The organism is Chloroflexus islandicus (assembly GCF_001650695.1).
Lineage (GTDB): Bacteria > Chloroflexota > Chloroflexia > Chloroflexales > Chloroflexaceae > Chloroflexus > Chloroflexus islandicus.
Genome location: NZ_LWQS01000047.1, coordinates 24,123 through 46,130, shown reverse-complemented (window position 1 = coordinate 46,130; position 22,008 = coordinate 24,123). Strand labels below are relative to the sequence as shown.

Below are 22,008 nucleotides of genomic sequence, written 5' to 3'. Positions count from 1 at the left end.
CCTATAACCCTGTAAGCCATTCTTCTGGCTCACTTTGAGCAACCACAAAGTCAAATTCCTTCCTACTCGCTTGAAATATCGTTAAAACTGCTTACAATAAGAGGCAATGTGGCGCAGGATGGCAAGGAGCCGGAACATGCAATGGCCTTGGCAACGGGTGCGAACAGAGCGCATTATCGAACAAAGCAACGAACATCCCGAACAGCGCCGGCATGGGCGCGGTTGGCGCCGGCTGTTGCTCATACTGGCATTGCTCGGCATCGCCGTGAGCATCTTTTTGCTCCTGCGCCCCTCTGATCCGCGCTTTGTGATTGTGATTACCCCCTTTGCTGACCACGATGACCGCACCGGTTCCCAGATCGCTGGCGCGCTGGCGCGCCAACTCCGTGCCCAAGGCGGGAATCTCGTCCAAGTCATCACCAGCGCCACCCGCCCGGCCAATAGCGCCGAAGCGTTGGCGCTGGCCCAGCAAACCAATGCCGATGTGTTAGTCTGGGGCGCCGTCGAACCCGGCGGGATGATCGATAGCCCGAGCTTGCGACCCGAATTGATCTATCTCCCCCACAATATTGATGTCACGCAAGCATGGCAGGGCTTTGCCATTCGCTTCGCGCTCCCCAACCGGTTTTCCGTGAGTACCGCACCTATTAGTGGCCAAGCCGCCCTCGCGCCTTACTTGCTCGCCTTGGCCGCCTATCACCACGGAGAAGCCGATCTGGCAATCGATCAACTCCAACGTTTGCTTGACCTGCATCCGCAGTTGTCGCCGCTCTTGCCGCAATTGCTGCGCGGTAATCTGCTGTGGGCCCGTGGCTGGTATACCGCTGCTGCGGCTGAATATCAACCCATCCTTGCCCTCGCAGACGGCGAGCGGGCATTGGTTGCCAACAATCTCGGCGCTATTTTGTTCGACGCCCGTCATCCCGATGCGCCGCGCTATTTCGCCGAAGCGATCGATCTGCTCGATGGCCGCGATCTCGGCCAATTGCGCGTCAATCTGGCGCTCTGGGCCTTGCGCGAACAGCGCGCGCGCGACGCCGTCTCTGACCTCGAACAAGCGCGCAATTTGCTGCCAGTGCATCCCGATTTAGAACTCCTCATCGCAACCGCCTACCGCGAAAGTGGCCGGCTTGACGATGCAGCGATGGCGCTCAACCGGCTGGCGCCGGCGAAAACGGTGCTGCTGGCGCGCATCCCCATCGCTGTCCGCACCCCGGTTGAGACGCGCCTCAACGCGATCCTCACCGAAGAGCGCGCCTTGATTCATCTCGAACGCTTGCTGCCGCTGGCTGGCCCACTCTACTGGGCGCTGGAAGCCGCCGATCCGTTGCCGCCTGCCACCGAACTGCGCAATGTCCGCGACCAACTGCGCACCGCAACCGAGCTCAGCAGTCGCTCGGTGAGTCTGTGGCGGCAGCAAGCCGCCAGCGAAGCGGCTATCTTCCCCGGCGCTGGCTTGATGGCAACCGGCCAAGCTGAGCAGAGTGAAGCAACCGCGCGTCGCCAGCGTCTTGCCCTTGCGTTGCTTGATGCAGCGTTGCAAGCGATCGAAGGCCGCAATACGCCCAACCCTGCCGGCCAGTTGATCGGGGCGCTCTTTGGTTCGGCAAGCGCGGCTAATCCAACCATTGAAACGCTGAGCCAACTGCGCGATCAACAACCTGATAATGTCTCGATCTTGCTCGCACTCGGCTTTGCCTTGCGGATTGACCAGCAGCTTGACCAAGCTGCGCAGACCTATCAACAGGTTATTGATCTTGCGCCGCAGTTGCCTGATGGGTATGCCGGCGCCGGCAAGGTAGCGTTAGCGCGCAACGACCGGGCCGGCGCCTTAGCGGCGTTTCGTGCCGCACTGGAACGCAACAACCGTTTCTTTCCGGCCCACGTGGCGCTGGCCCGCCTCGCCGAAAGCGATGGCGATTGGCCGGCGGCGATCGACCATTGGCGCGCCCTCGTCGCTTGGCAAGAATCGCCGTACACCATCATTAACCTGAGCCGGGCGCTTCGGCGCAGCGGTGCGAGCGGATTCGCCGAAGCTGAACGCCTCCTTGCCCCTCTCGCCACGACCAACGCCGAGGCCGCCATCGAGCTGGCCCGGCTTTATAACGATGCCGGCCTGCCGGCTGAAGCCGCAGCGGTCTACCGCGACGCACTGCTCCTCGCACCACGCTCGACTGTCGCGGCATTCGAGTTGGGCGAAACGTATATCAAATTGGGTGATCTGAATTCGGCTGAACGCATGCTGCGTGAAGCCATCGCGTTCGATGATCGCAATCTCGATGCGCGGCTGAAGCTGGCCGAGCTGTACGAAGGCCCCCTCAACCAACCGAATCGCGCGATCGACCAGTATCGCGTGGCGCTTGGGCAAGGCGTCAATGACCCCGCCCGGCTGCTGAGAATCGGTCAGGCTGCGCTGGACGGTAATAGTGCAACGGTGGCCATTCAGGCCTTAGAGCGCGCCCTTACCCTCCAACCCGACTCGGTAACGGCCCGCCAATTGCTCGCCCGCGCCTACTTTGCTGGCAACCGGCTCGATGCAGCGGCGCAAGAGGCCCGCCGCGCGCTTGAACAAACCGCGAATCGCTCCGATCCTGAGGCGATTGCTGCGCGCGCGAACGCTTGGCTGACGCTGGCCGATGTCGCGCGTCGCCGGAATGATCCGGCCGCAGCCGGCGAGGCCTACCGGCAGGTGCTGGCGGCAGATCCGCAATCGATCGCTGCTCATATTGGGTTGGGCGAACTAGCCGGCGGGCAAGGCAATTGGGGAGTTGCCCTTGCGTACTTTGAAACGGCAGCCAATTTGCCCGGTGGCGATACCAACGCAACAGCCCAGTTTTGGCTCGGCGAGGCGCTGCTGCGCAATGGTCAGTTGGCCCGCGCCCTCGCCGCATACCAGCGCGCCTTGGCCCTCCAACCACAGTATCCGGAGGCGCTGTTGGGCATGGCCCAAACCCAATACGCGCTGGGCCGCGCTGATGAAGCATTGCAAACAGTTGAACAGGCGATCCGGCAGCAGAGTAACTATGCCGAGGCCCACCTGTTTCGCGGCAAGCTCCTGCAAGAGGCTGGCCGGTTCAGCGAAGCTCGCGCCGCTTACGATGCCTCCATCAGTGCCAATGATCGCATTGCCGAGAGTTTCTACCGGCGCGCGCTCTTAGCTATTCGCTCCAACGATTACGACCAAGCCATCCGTGATCTCAATCGGGCGGTGGCCCTCCAACCTAACTTCCCCGAAGCGCATTATTGGCTGGGCCGCGCCTACTACGCCCAAGGTCGCAATGCGAGTGCGCTGCAAGCGATCCAGCAGGCGATTACGTTGAATCCCGATTATAGCGAAGCCATCTTCTACAGCGGTCTGATCGCTGAAGATCAGGCCAATTTCACCGCCGCCCGCGCCGCGTACCAGACCCTGATCGCTCGCGAACCAACCAGCGAATGGGGCCAACGCGCCCGCGCCCAACTCGAACGCTTGCCATGAATACGCTGCGCCAATATCGGATTGCATTGCAAATCTTCCAGTCGAATCGCCTCCGCCGCGATTACCGCGATCTGTCGGAAGTGCCGGAGTATGAGCCGCTGGGCGAATTTTTCTTCAACGAGATGTACGGCCCGCGCGATTTTAGCCAGCGCGACCAAGAAGGTCGCCGGCTGCACCACTTCCTCGGCTTCCTGCCCGGTGTCCGCCTCCGTGATCTGGAAGAGGTGCTGGAATTGCTCGAACTCACCTATCAGCTTGATGAGGATCTGGCCCAGCGGATGCTGGCCGCCGATGCCGGCACCGACTTCGATGAGATGACCTACGAATATTTTTACCGGCTGGCCGATAAGTATGACGAGCGCTTCCGCCAGTTAACCCTCGTCAGAAGTTCGTTGTACAATGTCTTTCAGTTGTCGCGCTCACCCATCCTCGGCCTAGCCCTCCGCCGCTCCCACTTCGTCGCCCGCCTCGCCGGGATCGGCACTGTCCATACGTTTCTGTTGCGCGGCTACGAAGCATTGCAGAACGTTGCTACTATTGAGCATTTTGCCGAGACGATCTACCAGCGCGAGTTGGATCGGCTCAATCGCATTTATCAACGATGAATCCATTGGCTGAACGCTTGCCGGTGATGGTCGTCATCCCCGGCCAAACCTTTCGCATGGGCACGCCGGCGCGAGAAACCAGCGAGCTGGCCCGCCGCTATGGCGGCACCCGCGAGAGTTATCACGAAGAGACGCCGCAACACGAGGTGACGCTGCCGGCCTTCGCGATTGCCCAAACTCCGCTCAGCGCCGCCCTCTACGCCTATGCCGTCGCCGCCGGCGCGGTGCCGCCGCCACCCATCTGGCGCGGCCCGCTCCCGCCACCGGCCATCGCATCCCTGCCGGTGACTGACATCAACTGGCACGAGGCGCGGGCCTTTTGCGCATGGCTGAGTTGCCAGCCTGATCTGACCGTGCGCTTGATCGATGCCAGTGGCCGGCCATTGCCGCCACCACAACGGCTGCACTTCCGCCTGCCCACCGAAGCTGAATGGGAACATGCCGCCCGTGGCGTCGATGGCCGCCGCTTTCCGTGGGGTGATGAATTTCACCCCCATCTCGCCAACACCCGCGAGAGCGGACGCGCGGCGCCCAACCCTCCCGGCGCCTATCCCGGCGGTCGCAGCCCCTACGGCATCGAAGATATGGCCGGCAATGTCTGGGAATGGACGGCCTCGCTCGACCAGCCATACCCGTACCGGCCTGACGATGGCCGTGAAGACCCTAACGCGCCGGGACGCCGGATCCTGCGCGGCGGCTGCTACGCCAACCCGCACGGTTATGCGCGCTGCGCCTGCCGCTTTCGGTTACAGCCCGCCCTGCGGAATCAATTCTTAGGCATGCGCTTGGCGTTGAGTGTAGAATAGCCATCGTTGCGCGTTCGCGCCTTTGCGTTTATCATCAGGCGGTTTATTTTGATCACAAAGGGGAGATAGCGTATGGCTCGACCCGGAGCGCCCAAACTCGGCCGCAACGATCCCTGTTACTGCGGCAGCGGCCGTAAATACAAAGACTGTCACTTACGTCAAGAAGAAGAATGGCGCAGCCAGCAGTTGCGCTTGCGCAACGCCCAAGACAATGTGCTCCAGCGTCTGTTGAACCTCGCAACCGAGGCCGACCCCGTCGATCTCCGCACTGCGTTTGATCGCTATTGGAACGGGCGGTATCAGTTTGAGCAGTTGGCCGAATTAAACGAACGCGAAGGCTACGGCGCCGACCGGTTTATGGTCTGGTTTGCGTTTGATTACCGTCAAGCCGATGGTCACACCTTGGTCACCCGACTGGCGGCGAATCTGGATCAGAGCGATCTCGGCGACCTTGAGCGCCAATTGTTACCAACGTGGGTTGATGTGCGGTTACGACCCTACCGCGTCGAGCGGCTGCGGCCCAACGCCGGCGCCAATCTGCGCGACCTCTTGACCGGCGATCTCGTCATCTTGGCTGACAGCCATGCCTCGCTGCGCCTCGAGCTCGATGAGGTGATCGTTGGCCATCTCGTGCCAGTTGATACGCCGATCGGCAGCAGCCAACCCAACTACTACCTCGCCGGCCCGGCTGCCCACCTCACGCCTGACACCGCCGAACCGTTGCGCACATTCGCCGATGTCCATCTCGAAGCATTCCGCCGCGACCATCCAGACGCCGGCTGGCTCGATCTGTTGCGCGATCGCTCAGAGATCTGGAGCCATTTTATCTTGATCCTGCCCACCGACAAGCCTGATCCCGAACGATTGCAACGCTACATTGCCGAGACTCGCCAACAACTGCTCGGTGCGTAGCTGTCACTCACCCCGAATCTCAGCCAGCGGCAGCGTGAAATGAAACGCGCTGCCGCGATCTAGTTCACTCTCCACCTAAATCGATCCTTGATGCGCCACAACCGCCAACCGGCAGAACGCCAATCCCAACCCGCTGCCTTCACTCCGCCAGCGGCCAGCTTGGCTAAACCGTTCAAAGATATGCTCTTGATCTTCCGGCGGGATCCCCGGCCCTTGATCGCGCACCACAATGTGCGCTACCCGATCACCGGGGATGGATACCGTTAACTCATCAGAAAAGCTGACCGTCTGATCAGGGCCATTGGCCGGCGCCACCTTGACCTCAACCGTAATCGTACTATGAGGCGGGCTGAATTTCAGGGCATTGTCCAGCAAATTTTGCAGCACCCGCGCAATAATCGCGCTATCAGCAAAAAGCATGCGCACCTGCGGATCGATCCGCCGCAATACCTTCACACCCTTCAGTTGTGCTTGGATCATTAACGGATCAATCACGCGCTCGATCAAGTTCTCGATCGGCAACGGTTCGCGATCAAGCGGCATTTGGCCGCTCTCGAGCCGGCCAATGTCGAGCATCGTATTCACCAGATTGAGCAATTGCCGGGCGCTGTTCTGGCCAATGCGTACCGCCTGTTGCTGGCGTTCCGTCAAGAGATCGCCCAATTCACTCATCAACTGCTCGAAGGCCAGCATAATACTGGTTAGTGGCTGGCGCAGATCGTGAATCACCATGTGCGTTAAATCGGCCCGCAATCGCTCGGCCTTTTTCGCCGCAGTAACATCACGGATGGTCAGCAGAAACGTCTGTGCGTGACCTGCCGCCAAATCGCTCGCCTGCGTTAATGTCCACGCAAAGACGCCATCACTGCCGGCCAACTCACCCGTCGCGCCGGCTGCCGTGAGCCAGCGTTGCAGATGAGCTACGGTCGTTGGATCGAGCAATCGCTGGGCGGCCCACTGATCGAGCAGTTCATGAATCGACAACCCATCGATCCGCTGGAGCGGCGGCAACCATTCGGCGGTATGCGCCAAACGCGCGAACGCCTCGTTGGCGACGATCACCGTGCCATTGGCTGCGAACAGCAGCAAACCATCTTCGACCGCCGCCATAATCCGGGCCAGATTATCACGCCCGCGCCGCACCTCTTCCAACAAACGCATGCTCTCAATCGCAATCGCCGTTTGGGTGGCGTATAACATCAACATTTCGATATCGGCCGAATCGAGGGCGCGATCGCCGCCAATCACCATCACGCCAATCACGCGCTGAGTGCCGCGTAACGGCAGCGCGACCGTTGTCGCCGACCGGAAGACAGGCCGCCGGTTGATGATTGCGCGCCGGGCAAGCGTGATCACCACATCGTGGCTCAATGAGCAGGCGCCGATCGTGCGCTCGATCCGCAGCTCATCACAGTCTGCGTCAAATAGCACAATCTGCGCCCATTTGGCGCTGACGATCTCGACCATGCCCCGCGCCGTCATTTCCAAGACTTGCGGCTGCGGCAGCGACTGCGAGTGGATCACCATCCCCAACCCATTGAGGGCGGTCAAACGTTCAAGGCTCCGCTGCTGGCGATCGCGCAACAGCGCCATATCAATCGCTGCGCCGGCAATGCTGGCATAAACAGTCAACGCTTGCAGATCAGCCATCGCCGGCCGTTGCCCGCTCACCGGTTGATCGAGCAGCAACACCGCCTGCACTTCACGGTTAGCGGCGCGCAACAACACCACCAGCAAATCATCAGTGTCCCACTGGTTCAAGCCAATTTCGATCCGCTGCCCATTGGGCGGCGGCGGCAGATCGAACAATACGGCAAAGGTCGGGCTGCGCCGGTTCAGCAAGAAACAGTGCTCGCCAAACGACCACTCATTCACCAAGACATCTAACCGTCCGGCCGCCAGATACGTGCCGAGCGGAAACTCGCCGGCCAACCCACCTGTTGCCGCCACGCATTCAAGCATGGGGTGAACGCTATGCTCGCGGCGATTGACAAAGAGGGCCGCACCCAGAAACTGCATGCGTTGGCTGATGGTGTCGATAATCAACCGGAAGAGCTGTTCTTGCGATGCGGCGCTTAACAACTCGCGATTGAGCGCTAACACCGACCGCAGATCGGCATTCCACCGATCCAGATCACGCATCTGGCGGATAATGCCGGTCTCAACGTTCGCGAGCTGCTGGGCACGATCGATCATCTGACCCATCAGGCCAGCCACTGCATTGATCTGTTCAATGTCAGCTTCGAGAAACGGCGCACCACCCTGCCGATTGATGTATTGCACATTGACCCGTACCCCAGCCGGCGTTGTAAATGGCACATTGATGAGGTTGTGGCAAGTGATGCCAATGACGCGATCAACCGTATAACTACGCCGCGGATCTTGGCTGGCATCATTGACGATCACCGGCTTGCCGGTGGTAAACGATTGGCCGATAATGCCGTGCGTCAAGGGAACCCGGAAACCGATCAGTTTATGCGACTGATTGCCGAAGACATAACGGAAGACCAAGTCGTTCTGCGCTTCATCATAGATAAACAATCCTCCTCCGTCTACGTCAAGCAGGCGGCAGCTCGCATCGAGCATCGTTTGCAAGGCTCGATCGGGATTCACCACATACGCACTGGCGGCGACCAGCTCCATCCAAGCCGCCCGCTGCTCCTGTGCGCGCTGCGCTACGCGCCGCAAGATAATCGGCCGCAGCAAGTAGCCGGCATAATACGCCGCTTCATTGACGGTTTGCCGCTGCGTTTCGTCCAGTGCTGTAGTGGTTGTCATACAGACGTACACTGCGCCAAGCGTCTCGCCGGCGAAACGGATCGGCGAACCAACCCAATAGCTCGGCGCTGTTTCCGGGGTTTGATGATCGGGATGGGGGCGTACATCGTAACGGGCACAGTCATCGAGATAGGCAACCGAACTAATCGGTACGCCTAGCTTGATCACCACACTACTGAGGTCGGTATCGACCGGCCAAAACCGTTGCTTATCGGCGCCATCGTCTGGCTGCGCGCGGTACTGCGCCATCAATTCAAGCCACGCGCTTGACCGGATCGGCACGACAACGCCAAGATTGACCGGTAACGCGATCAGTTCGCTCAGCACTTGGCCAAATTGGCGGCAAATCAGATCGGGATCATCGCTATCGCGGAGGACTTCGATCTCAAAGCGCAAGCGCTGCCGCAAACCCTTCCGGCCTGAACGGCGCAGCATTCGCTCATAGCCAGCAACGATCAATCGTTCAATCGTCTGTAAGGCCTCAGCTTCGGCTGGCGTCAGTTCAGCCGGATGGATGAGCAACCAGCCGAATTGATCAACCTCTCCCAGCACCCGCACCGTCATACCCGGCTCAGGCTCGTCTTGACCTACCCACCGTAGCGACACCTGATGCCGCGGCAACGCTCGTTTGAGCGCGTTCAGCGCCGCGCTTTCCAGCTCGCCAAGGTGTTGCGCATCAGTGATCGCCGCAACGACGGAGAACCACTCAGGCGAACTCATCTGCGCAACCCCAACCATAGCAAAACTCCACTGATCACTACCGCATTGGTATTGTACTGCGTTTTGGCAGCGGTGAAACTGACAAAACATTGACAACAAGCAAGGCGCAGAAAGGGTGACGTATCACTCGCGCTTCCTACGCCTTGCTTCGCCAAGAAGAGCCATCACACCGCTACCGGCGGCAACCCTTCCATCGCCGCGTATGCGCGCAAGATGGCTGCCACGTGTTCCAGATCCTCCAAAATAAAGTAGGTTTCATGCATCGCATACGCCGCGCCGGGTGTGTTCGCGACCCGCCGGATATCGAACGGCTCCCGCGGTGTATCCGGCGCAAACGCATGATCGAGTTCACCAATTGACGAAAGCAAACCGGCGCCAAACGCGCGCAACTCGCCATCTTCACGGATCAAGCCGAACTCGATGCTATACCACCACAACCGGGCAATCTCCAGCCGCTGCCGTTCGTCGCCGGCAAAGTAGAGCGGGCCGAACGCTTGCGCAATCTCGGCAAAGCGCCGGTCGGTAAAGAAGGCGAGGTGGCCGATGTATTCGTGAAAGAGATCCGGCATCGGCGTGAAATCCAGCTCATCCATACGCCGGATATAGTTGGTCACCGGGAAGCGCCGCTCGGCAATGTGCTCGAACCACTCGGTTGGGTTGAGATACTCGTTCTGCGCGTCGCATAGCGTCCAACCGGTGAAGCTGGCTAACCGCTCGCTCACCTGCGCCGGATCAGGCAGACGGTTGAGATCGAGGTTGAGCTGGCGAAATCCTTCACGGAACAGACGGCAGGCGTACCGTTCAAGCCGGGGGACTTGGCGAGCGCAGAGCGTTGCCCAGACCGCATGATCTTCTTCGGTATAGGCCGGCAGTGCAGGCGGGGCGATGGCAGGCATGGCAATACCTCCTTGTATTGCATAGCGTTTATTGAAAACGAGCGGCAAGCGTCGCCCAATGCTTGCCGCCCGTTCCACCACACAGCATCTATGCACGAACAGGGTTATTCATCATTAGAAAAATCCTAACTCTTCCCGCGCCTCTTCCGACATCATCGACGGATTCCAGAAGGGCGTCCACACCAGATTGATCTTGACGTTTTCCAGCTCTTTGTAGACCTCTTTCAACGCCATAACTTCCCGCTGGGCCTGCTGCAGAATCTGCGGCCCCGCTGGACAAGCCGGCGTGGTCAGTGTCATATCGATATCGACCGTCTTCCCGCCGTCGAGAATATCGACCCGGTACACAAGACCGAGATTCACCACATCAAGGCCAATCTCGGGGTCAATCACATTCTTCAGCGCCGCGCGCACCATGTCTTCGGTAATCATACGATCCCTCTTTCTTAACCGTGCGTTGACACGTGCATGATACCATACACGGCGGAATGTGACGAGAGTATGACCAGCGTGATCCCAGTCTGATCACGCTTCACGAAGCGAGCAACTGTATGATTGACATTCTGGCAGGCAACCCGCTCCTTCTTCTCTTTACCGTATCGGCGATCGGCTACCTCATCGGGCGCATCCGCATCGGCGGCGTCAGCCTTGGCGTAGCCGCCGTGCTCTTTGTTGGGCTGGCTTTCGGCGCAATCGACCAGCGTCTACGTCTGCCTGACATTATCTACCTACTGGGTCTGGTAATCTTTGTCTACACCGTTGGTCTCAGTAGCGGCCCCGGTTTCATCAACTCGCTGCGCCGGCGCGGGTTGCGCAACAACCTGTTTATCGGCGGTGTGCTGGTCGCCGCCGCCGGGATGGCCCTCCTGATCCGCGCCATCCTTGGGATCAACGGCGCGCAGACCGCCGGTCTGTTCGCTGGCAGTTTAACCAACACGCCGGCGCTGGCTGCCGTGATCGAGCAACTCACCCAACTTGGCGCCGATGAGGCATTGCGCGCCGAACCGGTGGTCGGCTATTCCGTCGCCTACCCTGTCGGCGTGCTGGGCATGATCCTTGCCATCTACCTCACCCGCCGGCTCTGGCGCGTGGATTTCGAGCGCGAATCCCAACAATTGCGCGAACTCGGCGCCGTGGGCGAGCATCTGATCAACCGTACCATCCGCGTAACCAATCCGGCTGTGGCCGGCCAAACCATCGCCGAATTGGTCAAGAAAAATAAGTGGAATGTGATCTTTAGCCGCCACCAACACAACGGCCAGATTGAGCTAGCCACCGGCTTGGCCCAGCTCGCGCCCGACGATCTGATTAATATCGTCGGTTCACCCGAAGCCGTCGAGCGTGTCACCGCGGCCTTGGGCGAACCGAACCCCGAACAACTCGAACTCGACCGGCACACCCTTGATTACCGCCGCATCTTTGTCTCGAATCCGGCAGTGGTGGGGGTGCCGTTGCGTGACTTGCATCTGCCTTCGGTGATGGGGGCCGTGATTACCCGTATCCGCCGTGGTGACGCCGAGATCTTGCCCCACGGCGACACCACCCTTGAGCTTGGCGATCGGGTGCGGGTTGTCACCCAGCGCGACAATATGGAGCGCGTGACTCATTTCTTCGGCGACTCGTACCGTTCGCTAGCCGAGGTTGATGTGGTCTCGTTGGGGTTGGGCATGGCGCTCGGCATGCTGGTTGGTCTGATCCCATTCCCGCTTCCCGGCGGCGGTAGCTTCTCGCTTGGCTTGGCCGGCGGGCCGCTGATTGTAGCCCTCTTTCTCGGTTGGCGCGGACGCACCGGCCCGATCGTCTGGAGCCTGCCCTACAGTGCTAATCTTACTTTACGTCAAGTTGGCATGACCCTCTTCCTCGCTGGCGTCGGCACCCGATCCGGCTACAGCTTCGTCACCACCCTCACCCAAGGCAACGGCTTGCTACTCTTCCTCGGCGGCGCGCTGATTACCGTCCCCGTCGCCTTCGCCACCCTCTTCATCGGCTACAAGCTGCTCAAGATTCCGTTTAGCCTGCTGGCCGGCATGCTGGCCGGTTTACAGACCCAACCCGCCGTGCTGGCCTTCGCCAACGAACAGACCGGCAACGAAGCGCCCAATATCGGCTATGCGATGGTGTATCCGACGGCCACGATCGTCAAGATTATTCTGGCCCAATTGCTGCTCGGCGCCGGCTGAGCGGGGCAAAATGGGGTGCAGCTATCAAACTGCTCATTTAAGTCTCTTATGGAGTGCGGCAGTCAAACTGCCGCACTCCATACCTTGCCAGTATGATATGCGTTCCAGCGTTTAGCAGCACGCTTAAGCGCCTGATTTGTCACCCTGCCGCATTTAACACCCAGTGAGAGTCTTCTATGGAATGCAGCAGTCAAACTGCCGCACGCCATACGATCCCTTCAGCGGACAGAACGGATAAACGTAGATGTGATTTATGGCGTTGCAACGCACCGTTTCGCCCTCACCCCCAGCCCCTCTCCCGCTGGCGCGGGAGAGGGGCGTGGAGAGCCGGGTGTTGAGTCATCGTATAGCGATCAACAGTTGTGCTCGACTACAGCCTGCCCCTCAACCACGATGCCGGCCCAATATGCGCTCAGCCGGATGTCGCTCGCTTAACTCTGTTTGACACCCAGCGATAGCCGCTTATGGCGCGCGACAGTCAAACTGCCGCACGCCATACGTTGCCAGCGTAATATGCGTTCCAGCGTCTAGCAGCACGCTGAAACACCTGATTTGTCACCCTGCCGCATGTGATACGCAGGGAGAGTCTCTTATGGAATGCGGCCGTTAAACTGCCGCACTCCACACGTTGCCAGCATGACATGCGCTCAGCCGGATGTCGCTCGCTTAACAACCCTGTGTAACACCCAGCGATAGCCGCTTATGGCGTGCGGCAGGTTGACTGCCGCACTCCATACCTTGCCAGTATGATATGCGTTCCAGCGTTTAGCAGCACGCTTGAACACCTTATTTGTCACCCTGCCGCCCACCACACAGATCTCACTTGACAACCTTTTTGATATAAGGTATCATTTTGGTGCATTGCCGCTCGGAGCGGCATCTCTTTTCGCCTGAAATAGTTAATACCTTGTATCATCATGAGCCAACACCCTTCTCTATCCCAACCCTTGCCGGTGACGGTGCTCTCTGGCTTTCTCGGCAGCGGCAAGACCACCCTGCTCAATCATGTGCTGGCCAACCGCGCCGGTCTGCGCGTGGCGGTGATCGTCAACGATATGAGCGAGATCAACATCGACGCGCAATTGGTACGCGCCGGTGAAGCGGCGCTCAGCCGCACCGAAGAGCGGTTGGTTGAGCTGACCAATGGCTGTATCTGTTGCACGCTGCGCGAAGACCTGCTGCTAGAAGTAGCGCGGCTGGCACGGGAAGGCCGCTTCGACTATCTGTTGATCGAGTCGACTGGGATTGCCGAGCCGCTGCCGGTTGCCGAGACCTTCACCTTCCCCGGCCCTGATGGCGCAACGTTAGGTGAGATTGCCCGCCTTGATACGATGGTGACGGTGGTGGATGCGTACAACTTCCCCCGCGATCTGGCCTCGCTCGACGAGTTGCGCGATCGCGATCTGGCCGCCGGTGACGAAGACGATCGCTCCATCGGCGATCTGCTGATCGAGCAGGTTGAATTTGCCGACGTGATTGTGCTCAATAAAGTCGATCTGGTCGCCGCTGCTGATCTCGACCGGCTTGAAGCCCTCTTGCGCAAACTCAACCCCGCCGCGCGCATCATTCGTAGTGCGTTTGGAAACGTCCCGCTCGACCAGATTCTCAACACTGGTCTCTTCAGTTTCGAGCGCGCCGCCCAAATGCCGGGATGGCTGCAAGAGTTGCGCGGCGCGCACACTCCCGAAACCGAAGAGTACGGGATCAGCAGCTTTGTCTTCCGCGCGCGCCGGCCTTTCCACCCGCAGCGCCTCTGGGATGTGCTGCACGAGGAATGGCCGGGAGTGTTGCGCTCGAAGGGCATCTTTTGGCTGGCGACACGCATGAACCAATGCGGCATCTGGTCGCAAGCCGGCGCCGCTTGCCGGATCGAACCGGGTGGCTGGTGGTGGGCCGCCAGCGATGAGCAACCAGATGATCCCACCGAACAAGCGGCGCTAGCCGCGATCTGGGACGCGCAGTGGGGTGATCGGCGCCAAGAGCTGGTGCTGATCGGGCAAGAAATGGACGAAACGGCGTTGCGCGCCCAGCTAGAGGCCTGTTTGCTGACCGATGCTGAGATGGCACTTGGCCCGGCTGGCTGGGAAACGCTGCCCGATCCCTTCGGCAGTTGGGATGTTGTCTTTACGGTTGATGACAGCGAGGTGTGAAGTGCGGTACAATTACCGCGTCCATTTCACAACCTCTTTGCATCGAAAGGACAAGAGACCATGAAAGTTGCGTACATCTTCGCCACTTCCGGCCACACCGCCAGCTACAAACTCGGCAAGATGATTCTGCCCCAGCTCGAAGCCGGCAACCACGGCGCGCAGGTCGTCGGCATGTTTTTCTTCGACGACAACACCTACCTGCTGCGCGCCGGCGACCCCATGGGTGAGCGGCTGGCCAAAGTCGCTGCCGAGCAAGGCATCTTGTTGATGATGTGTGACCAGTGCGCGCTCGAACGCGGGTTGGCCGTGGGTGAACCCGGCAATTGCCACGTGACCGGCACGGTGGCCGGGGTACAGGTTGGTTGTTTCCCCGATCTCTACGCGGCGCTGGCTGGCAACCCGCCTGATCAGGTGATTACGTTATAGGAACGGCGCAGAGGGGGCAGAGGCGCAACGGCTTTCAAACGCAAAGGCGCAGAGGGGGCGAAGAACGCAAAGCATTTTAAACGCAAAGGCGCAGAGGGAGCGAAGAACGCTAAGATTCTTATAGGGTATCCCAAGCGCGCTTGGGCAATTCCTTATACAACCCTTTGCGACCTTTGCGTGCTTCGCGCCTTTGCGTTTATCATTCTCTGCGCCCTCTGCGTGCTTCGCGCCTTTAGCGTTAAACCCTTCGTGCCTTTTCCGCTTCTGCGCCGCTGCGATAATGTTTTATCCCCTGTTTCGGCACATAGATCCCATTCTGCAAGACAAACTCACCATCGATCGCCGTAAATGAGTGCCACCCCAAGCAGCACCCCTGCCTTTCGGCCCAAGCCACCCTCACAATGTATGATAGTATGCAACGTATATATTGCATACCTCGTTTTACGGAGCAAGTGTATGCCCACTAGCATTCACCCGGCCACCCACATCGGCACGGTTGCACTCACCGTCACCGATCTCGACCGGTCACTCGATTTTTACCAACGTCTGATCGGGTTACGCTTGCATCGGCGTGACGGCAACACCGCCTATTTGGGTGTTGGCAGCGCCGATTTACTCATTGTGCAGCAGCAGCCCCATGCCCGCCGCTACCGTGGCGTGTGCGGCCTCTACCATTTCGCTCTGCTGGTACCCGACCGCCACGAATTGGCGCGCGCGCTGGCTCGCCTCTTCTACGCGCACTACCCCAACGCGCCCACCGATCACATTATGACGAAAGCTACCTACCTCGCTGATCCCGACGGCAACGGGATCGAAATCTACTGTGATTCGCCGGAAGATGGCGTCTTTGTGATGAATGATGAGATCTTTTTTGCCCGCCGTGCCGACGGCAGCCTGAGCGATGGCCGGGAACCGCTCGATGTGGCTAGCTTTTTTGCCTTACTCCACCCCAACGACGATCTGTCTGCGCCAATGGCGCCAACAACCCGCATTGGCCATATTCACCTCCATGTCGCCGATCTCGCTGCGGCTGTGCAGTTCTACCATGGTGTGTTGGGTTTTGATATCCAAGGCGTTATGCGCCGGTTTCGGATGGCAATGGTTTCTGCTGGCGGCTACCATCACCATATTGGCCTCAACACATGGCAAGGTGAAGGTGCGCCGCCAGCGCCGTCCAACGCCACTGGCTTGCGCTGGTTCTCTATCGTGCTGCCGGATCAGGCAGCGTTGACCTCTGTGCTCGAACGGGTACACGCAGCCGGCATTGCCTATGAACAAATACAGACGGGCTGGCAGTGCTCTGATCCGTTTGGGAACAGGATTATCTTGACGACAGCTACCTGAGAAGACGCAGAGGGGGCAGAGGCGCAAAGGATATGTAACGCAAAGGCGCAGAGATCGCGAAGAACGCTAAGATTCTGATAGGGTATCCCAAGTGCGCTTGGGCAATTCCTTATACAACCCTCTGCGCCCTCTGCGTGCTTCGCGCCTTTGCGTTTATCCCCTCTGCACCCTCTGCGTTCAGCATCGTTACCCGGTCGTGCGCAAGCCAGCGGCAATTGCATTGATCAACAACAACAGATCGGTCAACGTCTCTTCGGCAGCCGGATCATTGGCCGCCTGCTGCGCTCGCCACTGCCGGATCAGCGCAATCTGGCGGCGATGCAAGGGCGCTAGCCCGGCTTGACGGCGAGCCAAGGTGACGGCCACCTGTGGCCGCCGTTGCGCCAGCGGCATGCCGAAAATGGCGGTCAGCGCCGCTTCCGTGCGCTCAAATTCAGCATCAATCAGATCGAGAAAGCGCTGGCGGATGCCGGCGTCTTCCACTAATTCGGCGTAGGCATGCATCGTCGGACGGTGGGCCGTCTGCAAACTGGTTGCCACGTTTGCCAAGAGGTACCGCAAGAGCGGCCAATCCCACTGTTCGGCGCACAGCTTGCGCCATGCGGCTGGATCAGTTCGTTGCAACGCACTGAGCGCACTCCCCACGCCATACCACCCCGGCAAGTAGAAGCGCGATTGATTCCAGCTAAAGACCCACGGAATCGCGCGCAGATCAGCCAACGTCGCTTGCCCCGTCCGCCGCGCTGGTCGCGAACCGATCCGGCTCTGCTCGATCACATCGATCGGGGTCGCCTGCCGGAAAAACGTGATGAAACCTTCGCGTTCGATCAGATCGCGGTAGGCGGCGTGCGCCTGTTGGGCCAGCCAATCCATCACCGGTTCCAGCGGGTGCGGTTCTGGCGCCTGCTGGCGGTGTAGCAAGGTATGGGTGGTGGTGCCGGCAATAAGCAACTCTAAATTGTAGGCGGCGGTCAACCGGTTGGCGTATTTTTGCGCAATCACTTCACCCTGTTCGGTCAAGCGCAGATCACCGTTCAACGTCCCCGGCGGTAACATCGCGATAAAGCGGTTGGTCGGGCCGGCGCCGCGGCTGATGGTACCGCCGCGCCCGTGGAAGAAGCGGATCCGCACCCCTCGCGCCCGGCCCACTTCGGCCATCGCCCGCTGCGCACGGTAAAGCGCCCACTGGCTGGCCAGAATACCACCGTCTTTGTTGCTATCGCTATAACCAACCATCACCTGCTGCACCAACTCGCCGCCATGCGCCTGCGCCATCAGGCTCCGCCGCGTCACCGGATGATCGAGAATATCGGCCAGAATCTGCGGGCTATGCTCAAGGTCTTCGATCGTCTCAAAGAGCGGCACAACCGGCAACCGGCACACCAATCCCTCCGGCGTGGCGCATGCCAATCCAGCCTCGCGGGCCAGTAGGTACACCACCAGCACATCGGTCACGTCGCGAGTCATACTGATAATCAGCGGGCCAATACCGGCAGGGCCGTGACGGGCGATATGGGCAGCCAGCACCCGATAACACCCAACCACCGCCGCCGCTTCCGGGCCGAGCGGCGTATCAGGATGGGCAAACGGGCGCGGCGAGGCCACTTCGCGTTCGAGCATTGCCCGCCGCCGCTCAGGGTCGCCGCCGAGCAAGTCATCTGCCGGCAGACCGGCTGCCGCCAGTAACTGGGCCAACGCCCGATCGTGGAAGTGGCTGTTTTGGCGGATATCAAGCGTTGCCAGATGAAAGCCAAAGGTTTGCACCAGTTGCATCAACGGGCGAATTTCGGCCTCGGCGAGACGATCGGCGCCAATCTCGCGCAGATAACCGGCCAACTCGCGCAGATCGACCAGCAACTCATCGGCATCGCGATACCGGCCGGGTTCATCAACCAACCGGGCCGCTTCCGCTGGCGAATCATCAATCGGCAGCCGCGCCAACATTAGATTCAGCGCCTGCCGCCACGGTTCATTGGGGTTGCGGGCAATCGCGCGCTGGCCGCGTTCGCCCAACCCAGCGGCCAACCGTTCGATCTGCGCCGTTAACCCGGCCGGCGGCGGGAATAAGATATCCGAAATACTCAGATGGCTCGCGGCTGCCCGCAACCGGCGGCGCAGCAACCGCAACGCTTGCAACCGCAGCTCTTGCAGGGTTTGCGCCGTAATGTCAGCCGTCACCAAGGGGTGGCCATCGCGATCGCCGCCAACCCATGAGCCAAAGCTCAGACGCGGCCAGCGATCGGCCAACAATGCCGGATCAAACCCCGCCATCGACCACGCATACCGCAACTGGGTATCGAGCACTGGCAGCACATCGGGGAAGACATTCACCAGATAGTGCAGCACATTGCGCACTTCTGACGGCACCGCCGGCTTATTGAGAAAGATATCGCCGGTGCGCCACAACCGTTCGAGCACCGTCTCAATCTCGGCCTCGATCTCGGCCTGTTCAGCCGGCGACCAGCGCTGGCTCTCGTGCCGCACCATCAGCAGGTACAGCTCACGATTATGCGCCAGTACCGTCGCCCGTTTCACTTCGGTCGGATGGGCCGTCAACACCGGTTCTACCGCAATCGAAGGCAATTCAGCCGCAATCTCGGCGGCGCTCAAACCGGCCCGTTGCAACTTTTGCAGTGCATCCCGCCAACGCCCCGTCTCCGGACGCAATTCCGGATCGCGATCGGCGATGCGCCGTTGTTGGACAGCGGCATTCTCTTCGGCAATATTCAACAACTGGAAAGCAATGCCGAGCGCGCGCACCAGCGACCGGGTTGAGACTGCCGAATCGTCAGTCGCTGCCCGCAGCCATGGCAATGCCTCAGCCACACTCTGTTCACCCACATGTTTCAGGACGGCACGAAAATGCTTCAGCAAGAAGCTAAAATCTTGATCAACCTTTGTCTGATCAAACGGTTGCATTGGCAATGACCTTTCCTTCGAGCCGCGCCAGCGCTGCCAACTGCGATGATGGCCGCGTATGAACCGGGCATATCATACCATTAGAAACCAACATGCAAAGCGGGGCAACCAACGTGGCTGCCCCGCCTTGCGCGTTCGCGGATGATTACCGTCTATGAGCCCTACCTATAGATGACCGGCACAAAGACCTTGCGAATGTCTGGCTCAGGGCTAGGTGGCGCAGTGATCGTTATGGTGCGAATAATCCCATTCGGCGGCGAGACATTCTCGCCACGGTTATTGCTCCGACCCTGCGCATCCTCGCCGGTCAATGCATTATAGTCGACTACAATCCCGATATCATACGTACCCGGCGTGCCGAAAATCGCATTCCAGTCGGCTGGCAGCCCGGTTTGGGCATCAAACCAACCATAGTCGCCACTCATTGGCACAGTGTACCTTGCGTCTACCCCCAGTGCGGTCTTTGGCACTTGCGCTGACACGGTGGCACAGGCAGGCAATGCATTGCCAGCATTCGGATCCGGTGCCGGCACTGCGGTCAGAGCCGGGGTTGCCGGATTCGTGCGCCGGGCAATGCAGAGATCGACGAAGAAGGTTCCGTCGTTAGTCGCCGCCGCCACGCTGCGCGTCGCAGCGGGATTATTCCGGCGCAAGTTATGCAGCGTCAACGCAATCCTAGTGAAACTGCCGCTGTTGGTCTGGACTTCAAACGTATCAATCAAGATATCGGGCCTTGCTGCCACCACCTTCTCGACCGCAAAGTAGTACAGCTTCGGCGAGTACGCTCTTGAAGCTGGCGTCGACGATGCATCTTGGATAAACTGCGCCCGGTACTGCATACAGGTCGCCTGAATCTCCTCGCCGGGGAAGGCATTAATCAGGCGAACGCTGTTTAAGCCATGCAGCGAGCGCAAAACCGGGTCGGGATTGGTATCGAGATCACGCCAGCGCTCGGGATTTGTAGACGACGTTGACGGATCAAAATCACTTTCGCTACAGGTGCCGCTGGTGACCGCCGAACGGAACTGGATGCGAATATCGGCTTCAGGGTTCGTATCTGGCCGATTCAGATCGGTAAACCACTTGATCGCTAGCAAGCGTGAGGTCTCGCCATCGGTTAGCACCGGGAATGGCTGCGAATAGTACCAGCCTTCTGAGGCGCGATTCGTACCCTCAGACTCAGTCACGCCACCGACACCGCCGACAAAAATGGTGTCGGTTGGTTCGTTTCCTTGATTCGACCCGCCAACCACATAGACCCATGCCGCATTTGGCGGCTCAGTGCCATCTTGCGACGGCAAAGCCGGCACAATCGCGACCGACGCATTGAGACGACGGTGCGGCGATGGGAGGATGGCATCGTTATTTTCATCTGTGCCGACAACGTAGCCACCACTACCGGTCAAATCCTCTAGCAAAAACTGGTCGTTATAGATAGCCACCGGGATAGTCGCCGTTGCGCCGGCGGCGTTGGATGTGATAGAGCCAGTCACATAGTAGAGGCGGTTGTTGAAGCTGAGACCGGTAACGCCTTGGCGGCCCTGAATGTTGACGCTAATCGGCAGCGTGGTATCACCAGTACGCCCAACAAGCGTCGTCCACGTAAGCGCACCGGTATTTGGATTCACATCAGCTCGCCGGATCGAGGTATTCAAGGTCGTGCAATTGAAATTAGTACAACCGCCAAGCAAGAAGATCGCCTCCTTTTGCACCGGTACGCCCCCTTCCAGCCGGGTAGCATAGGAAGCAATCGCGGTGCCGGAGTGTAGTTCAAACGGCAGGTCAGCTAACCTTGCCCAAACCGTCGCCGAACTAGGGTTGGTGGGATGCACCAGATTGCCGTTCGTAGCGTCAACCTTCGTATAGAAGACGTAGGGATAGGTCTCTTCGCGCAAGAACTGGAGAGGAGCGATGCTCAAGCCGCCGATCGCGTAGATAAAGTCATTGCCGGTGCTGGTACGAACATGCACCAGTTGCAGATTCTGCACACCCCGCAGATCGACTGAGTTTGGATTGGTAATGATATTCCCGGCATCGTCTAAGGTCGGAAACCGCCAGTTGTTTGGCGCGCTCCAGCCAGTGCTGACAATATTGCCATTGGCGTCAACAGTAGCTCGCTGCACAACATTGGTGGAGAAATCAAAATCTTGGCAGGTGGTATTGTACACACTGCCGCCGACGATAAAGATATAGCCAAGATTAGAACCAGCGGTCGCCGGCACCGCCACCGCGCTGGCGCGCGAACGTCCGGCTATCGGGATGCGATCCGGACATTGTGGACCGGGTTCAACTGCCGGGATGTTGAACGCTGTGAAGACATCATTGCCGGGAGGTACCGGAGTACGCGTTTCGAGCGAACCAGTCGCTTGGTTGACGACCCCGCGATAGATATAGGGTGAACGATTCGCGCCCTGCTCGGCCGAGTTAGTCGCACCGCTAATCACAAACAGATAGCGACCTAACGCCACCACCGGCGCATCGCTCAGCGGTTGGGGCAAGCGAGCGAGGGGATCGCGCCAGTTATTGCGGTTGAGCTTACCAACCGGCGCGAGCTCAATCGCACCGGTAACATCCGGCGCAGTAGGTGACAACGGCGCCGCCGACACCACCGTGCGCTGGAACGTGCCACTGGCAAACTCAGCCTGCGTATTATCGATGATCTGTTCAGTGCCGACTTCATCCGTTAGTGCGCGCGCCGGCGCCGGCGGCCATGCCGGCAGCAGCAACGCCAACAACGCCAACGCTGCCAACAGGGCAAAGGGGCGGCGTAAGCGAGAACTCAACATCATCGAAA

At 59.6% G+C, this 22,008-nt stretch carries 13 protein-coding genes; 8 read left to right on the top strand and 5 right to left on the bottom strand.

The window, feature by feature from the left end; translation table 11 throughout:
• The first annotated feature begins 136 nt into the window (after positions 1–136).
• The 4 genes from A6A03_RS08240 to A6A03_RS08225 all read left to right on the top strand — a co-directional run bounded on the left by A6A03_RS08240 (position 137) and on the right by A6A03_RS08225 (position 5,801).
• A complete protein-coding gene (locus A6A03_RS08240; RefSeq protein ID WP_066786234.1) occupies positions 137–3,478 on the top strand; it encodes a tetratricopeptide repeat protein in 3,342 nt (1,113 codons plus the stop codon).
• Positions 3,475–4,083 carry an FFLEELY motif protein gene (locus A6A03_RS08235; protein WP_066786232.1) on the top strand — a complete coding sequence of 203 codons (609 nt, stop codon included), beginning with the start codon at positions 3,475–3,477 and terminating at the stop codon, positions 4,081–4,083. The genes A6A03_RS08240 and A6A03_RS08235 overlap by 4 nt, the downstream gene beginning before the upstream one ends.
• Complete coding sequence (locus A6A03_RS08230; protein WP_066786227.1) at positions 4,080–4,889, top strand: formylglycine-generating enzyme family protein; 810 nt, start codon at positions 4,080–4,082, stop codon at positions 4,887–4,889. The genes A6A03_RS08235 and A6A03_RS08230 overlap by 4 nt, the downstream gene beginning before the upstream one ends.
• A 72-nt stretch (positions 4,890–4,961) precedes the next feature.
• Positions 4,962–5,801, top strand: coding sequence for a YecA family protein (locus A6A03_RS08225; RefSeq protein ID WP_066786222.1), 840 nt, complete (start codon positions 4,962–4,964; stop codon positions 5,799–5,801).
• A 75-nt stretch (positions 5,802–5,876) separates the two neighbouring features.
• Here the strand turns inward: A6A03_RS08225 and A6A03_RS08220 are convergent, their stop codons facing one another.
• From A6A03_RS08220 to A6A03_RS08210, 3 genes are all read right to left on the bottom strand, one after another.
• On the bottom strand, positions 5,877–9,317 hold the full coding sequence (locus tag A6A03_RS08220; protein WP_245668909.1) for a sensor histidine kinase: 3,441 nt from the start codon (positions 9,315–9,317) through the stop codon (positions 5,877–5,879).
• A gap of 146 nt (positions 9,318–9,463) precedes the next feature.
• Positions 9,464–10,195, bottom strand: coding sequence for an amino acid hydroxylase (locus tag A6A03_RS08215; RefSeq protein ID WP_066786220.1), 732 nt, complete (start codon positions 10,193–10,195; stop codon positions 9,464–9,466).
• Positions 10,196–10,309: 114 nt separating this feature from the next.
• A complete protein-coding gene (locus A6A03_RS08210; protein ID WP_066786214.1) occupies positions 10,310–10,627 on the bottom strand; it encodes a metal-sulfur cluster assembly factor in 318 nt (105 codons plus the stop codon).
• 119 nt (positions 10,628–10,746) lie between these two features.
• Here A6A03_RS08210 and A6A03_RS08205 point away from each other — a divergent pair, with 119 nt between their 5' ends.
• From A6A03_RS08205 to A6A03_RS08190, 4 genes are all read left to right on the top strand, one after another.
• A complete protein-coding gene (locus A6A03_RS08205) occupies positions 10,747–12,375 on the top strand; it encodes an aspartate:alanine exchanger family transporter (protein WP_066786211.1) in 1,629 nt (542 codons plus the stop codon).
• 917 nt (positions 12,376–13,292) lie between these two features.
• Entirely contained in the window at positions 13,293–14,525 is a 1,233-nt protein-coding gene (gene zigA, locus A6A03_RS08200) for a zinc metallochaperone GTPase ZigA (RefSeq protein WP_066786208.1), read from the top strand.
• Positions 14,526–14,585: 60 nt separating this feature from the next.
• The gene (locus A6A03_RS08195) at positions 14,586–14,951 is read left to right on the top strand and encodes a SaoD/DsrE family protein (RefSeq protein ID WP_066786205.1); all 366 of its coding nucleotides are present in this window, start codon (positions 14,586–14,588) and stop codon (positions 14,949–14,951) included.
• Between the two features lie 456 nt (positions 14,952–15,407).
• The gene (locus A6A03_RS08190; protein ID WP_066786201.1) at positions 15,408–16,295 is read left to right on the top strand and encodes a VOC family protein; all 888 of its coding nucleotides are present in this window, start codon (positions 15,408–15,410) and stop codon (positions 16,293–16,295) included.
• A gap of 186 nt (positions 16,296–16,481) precedes the next feature.
• On the opposite strand, the gene A6A03_RS08185 is transcribed toward A6A03_RS08190, so the two are convergent.
• Positions 16,482–19,214, bottom strand: coding sequence for a phosphoenolpyruvate carboxylase (locus A6A03_RS08185; RefSeq protein ID WP_066786198.1), 2,733 nt, complete (start codon positions 19,212–19,214; stop codon positions 16,482–16,484).
• A gap of 161 nt (positions 19,215–19,375) precedes the next feature.
• The gene (locus tag A6A03_RS08180) at positions 19,376–22,003 is read right to left on the bottom strand and encodes a hypothetical protein (RefSeq protein WP_066786190.1); all 2,628 of its coding nucleotides are present in this window, start codon (positions 22,001–22,003) and stop codon (positions 19,376–19,378) included.
• Between the last annotated feature and the right edge of the window lie 5 nt (positions 22,004–22,008).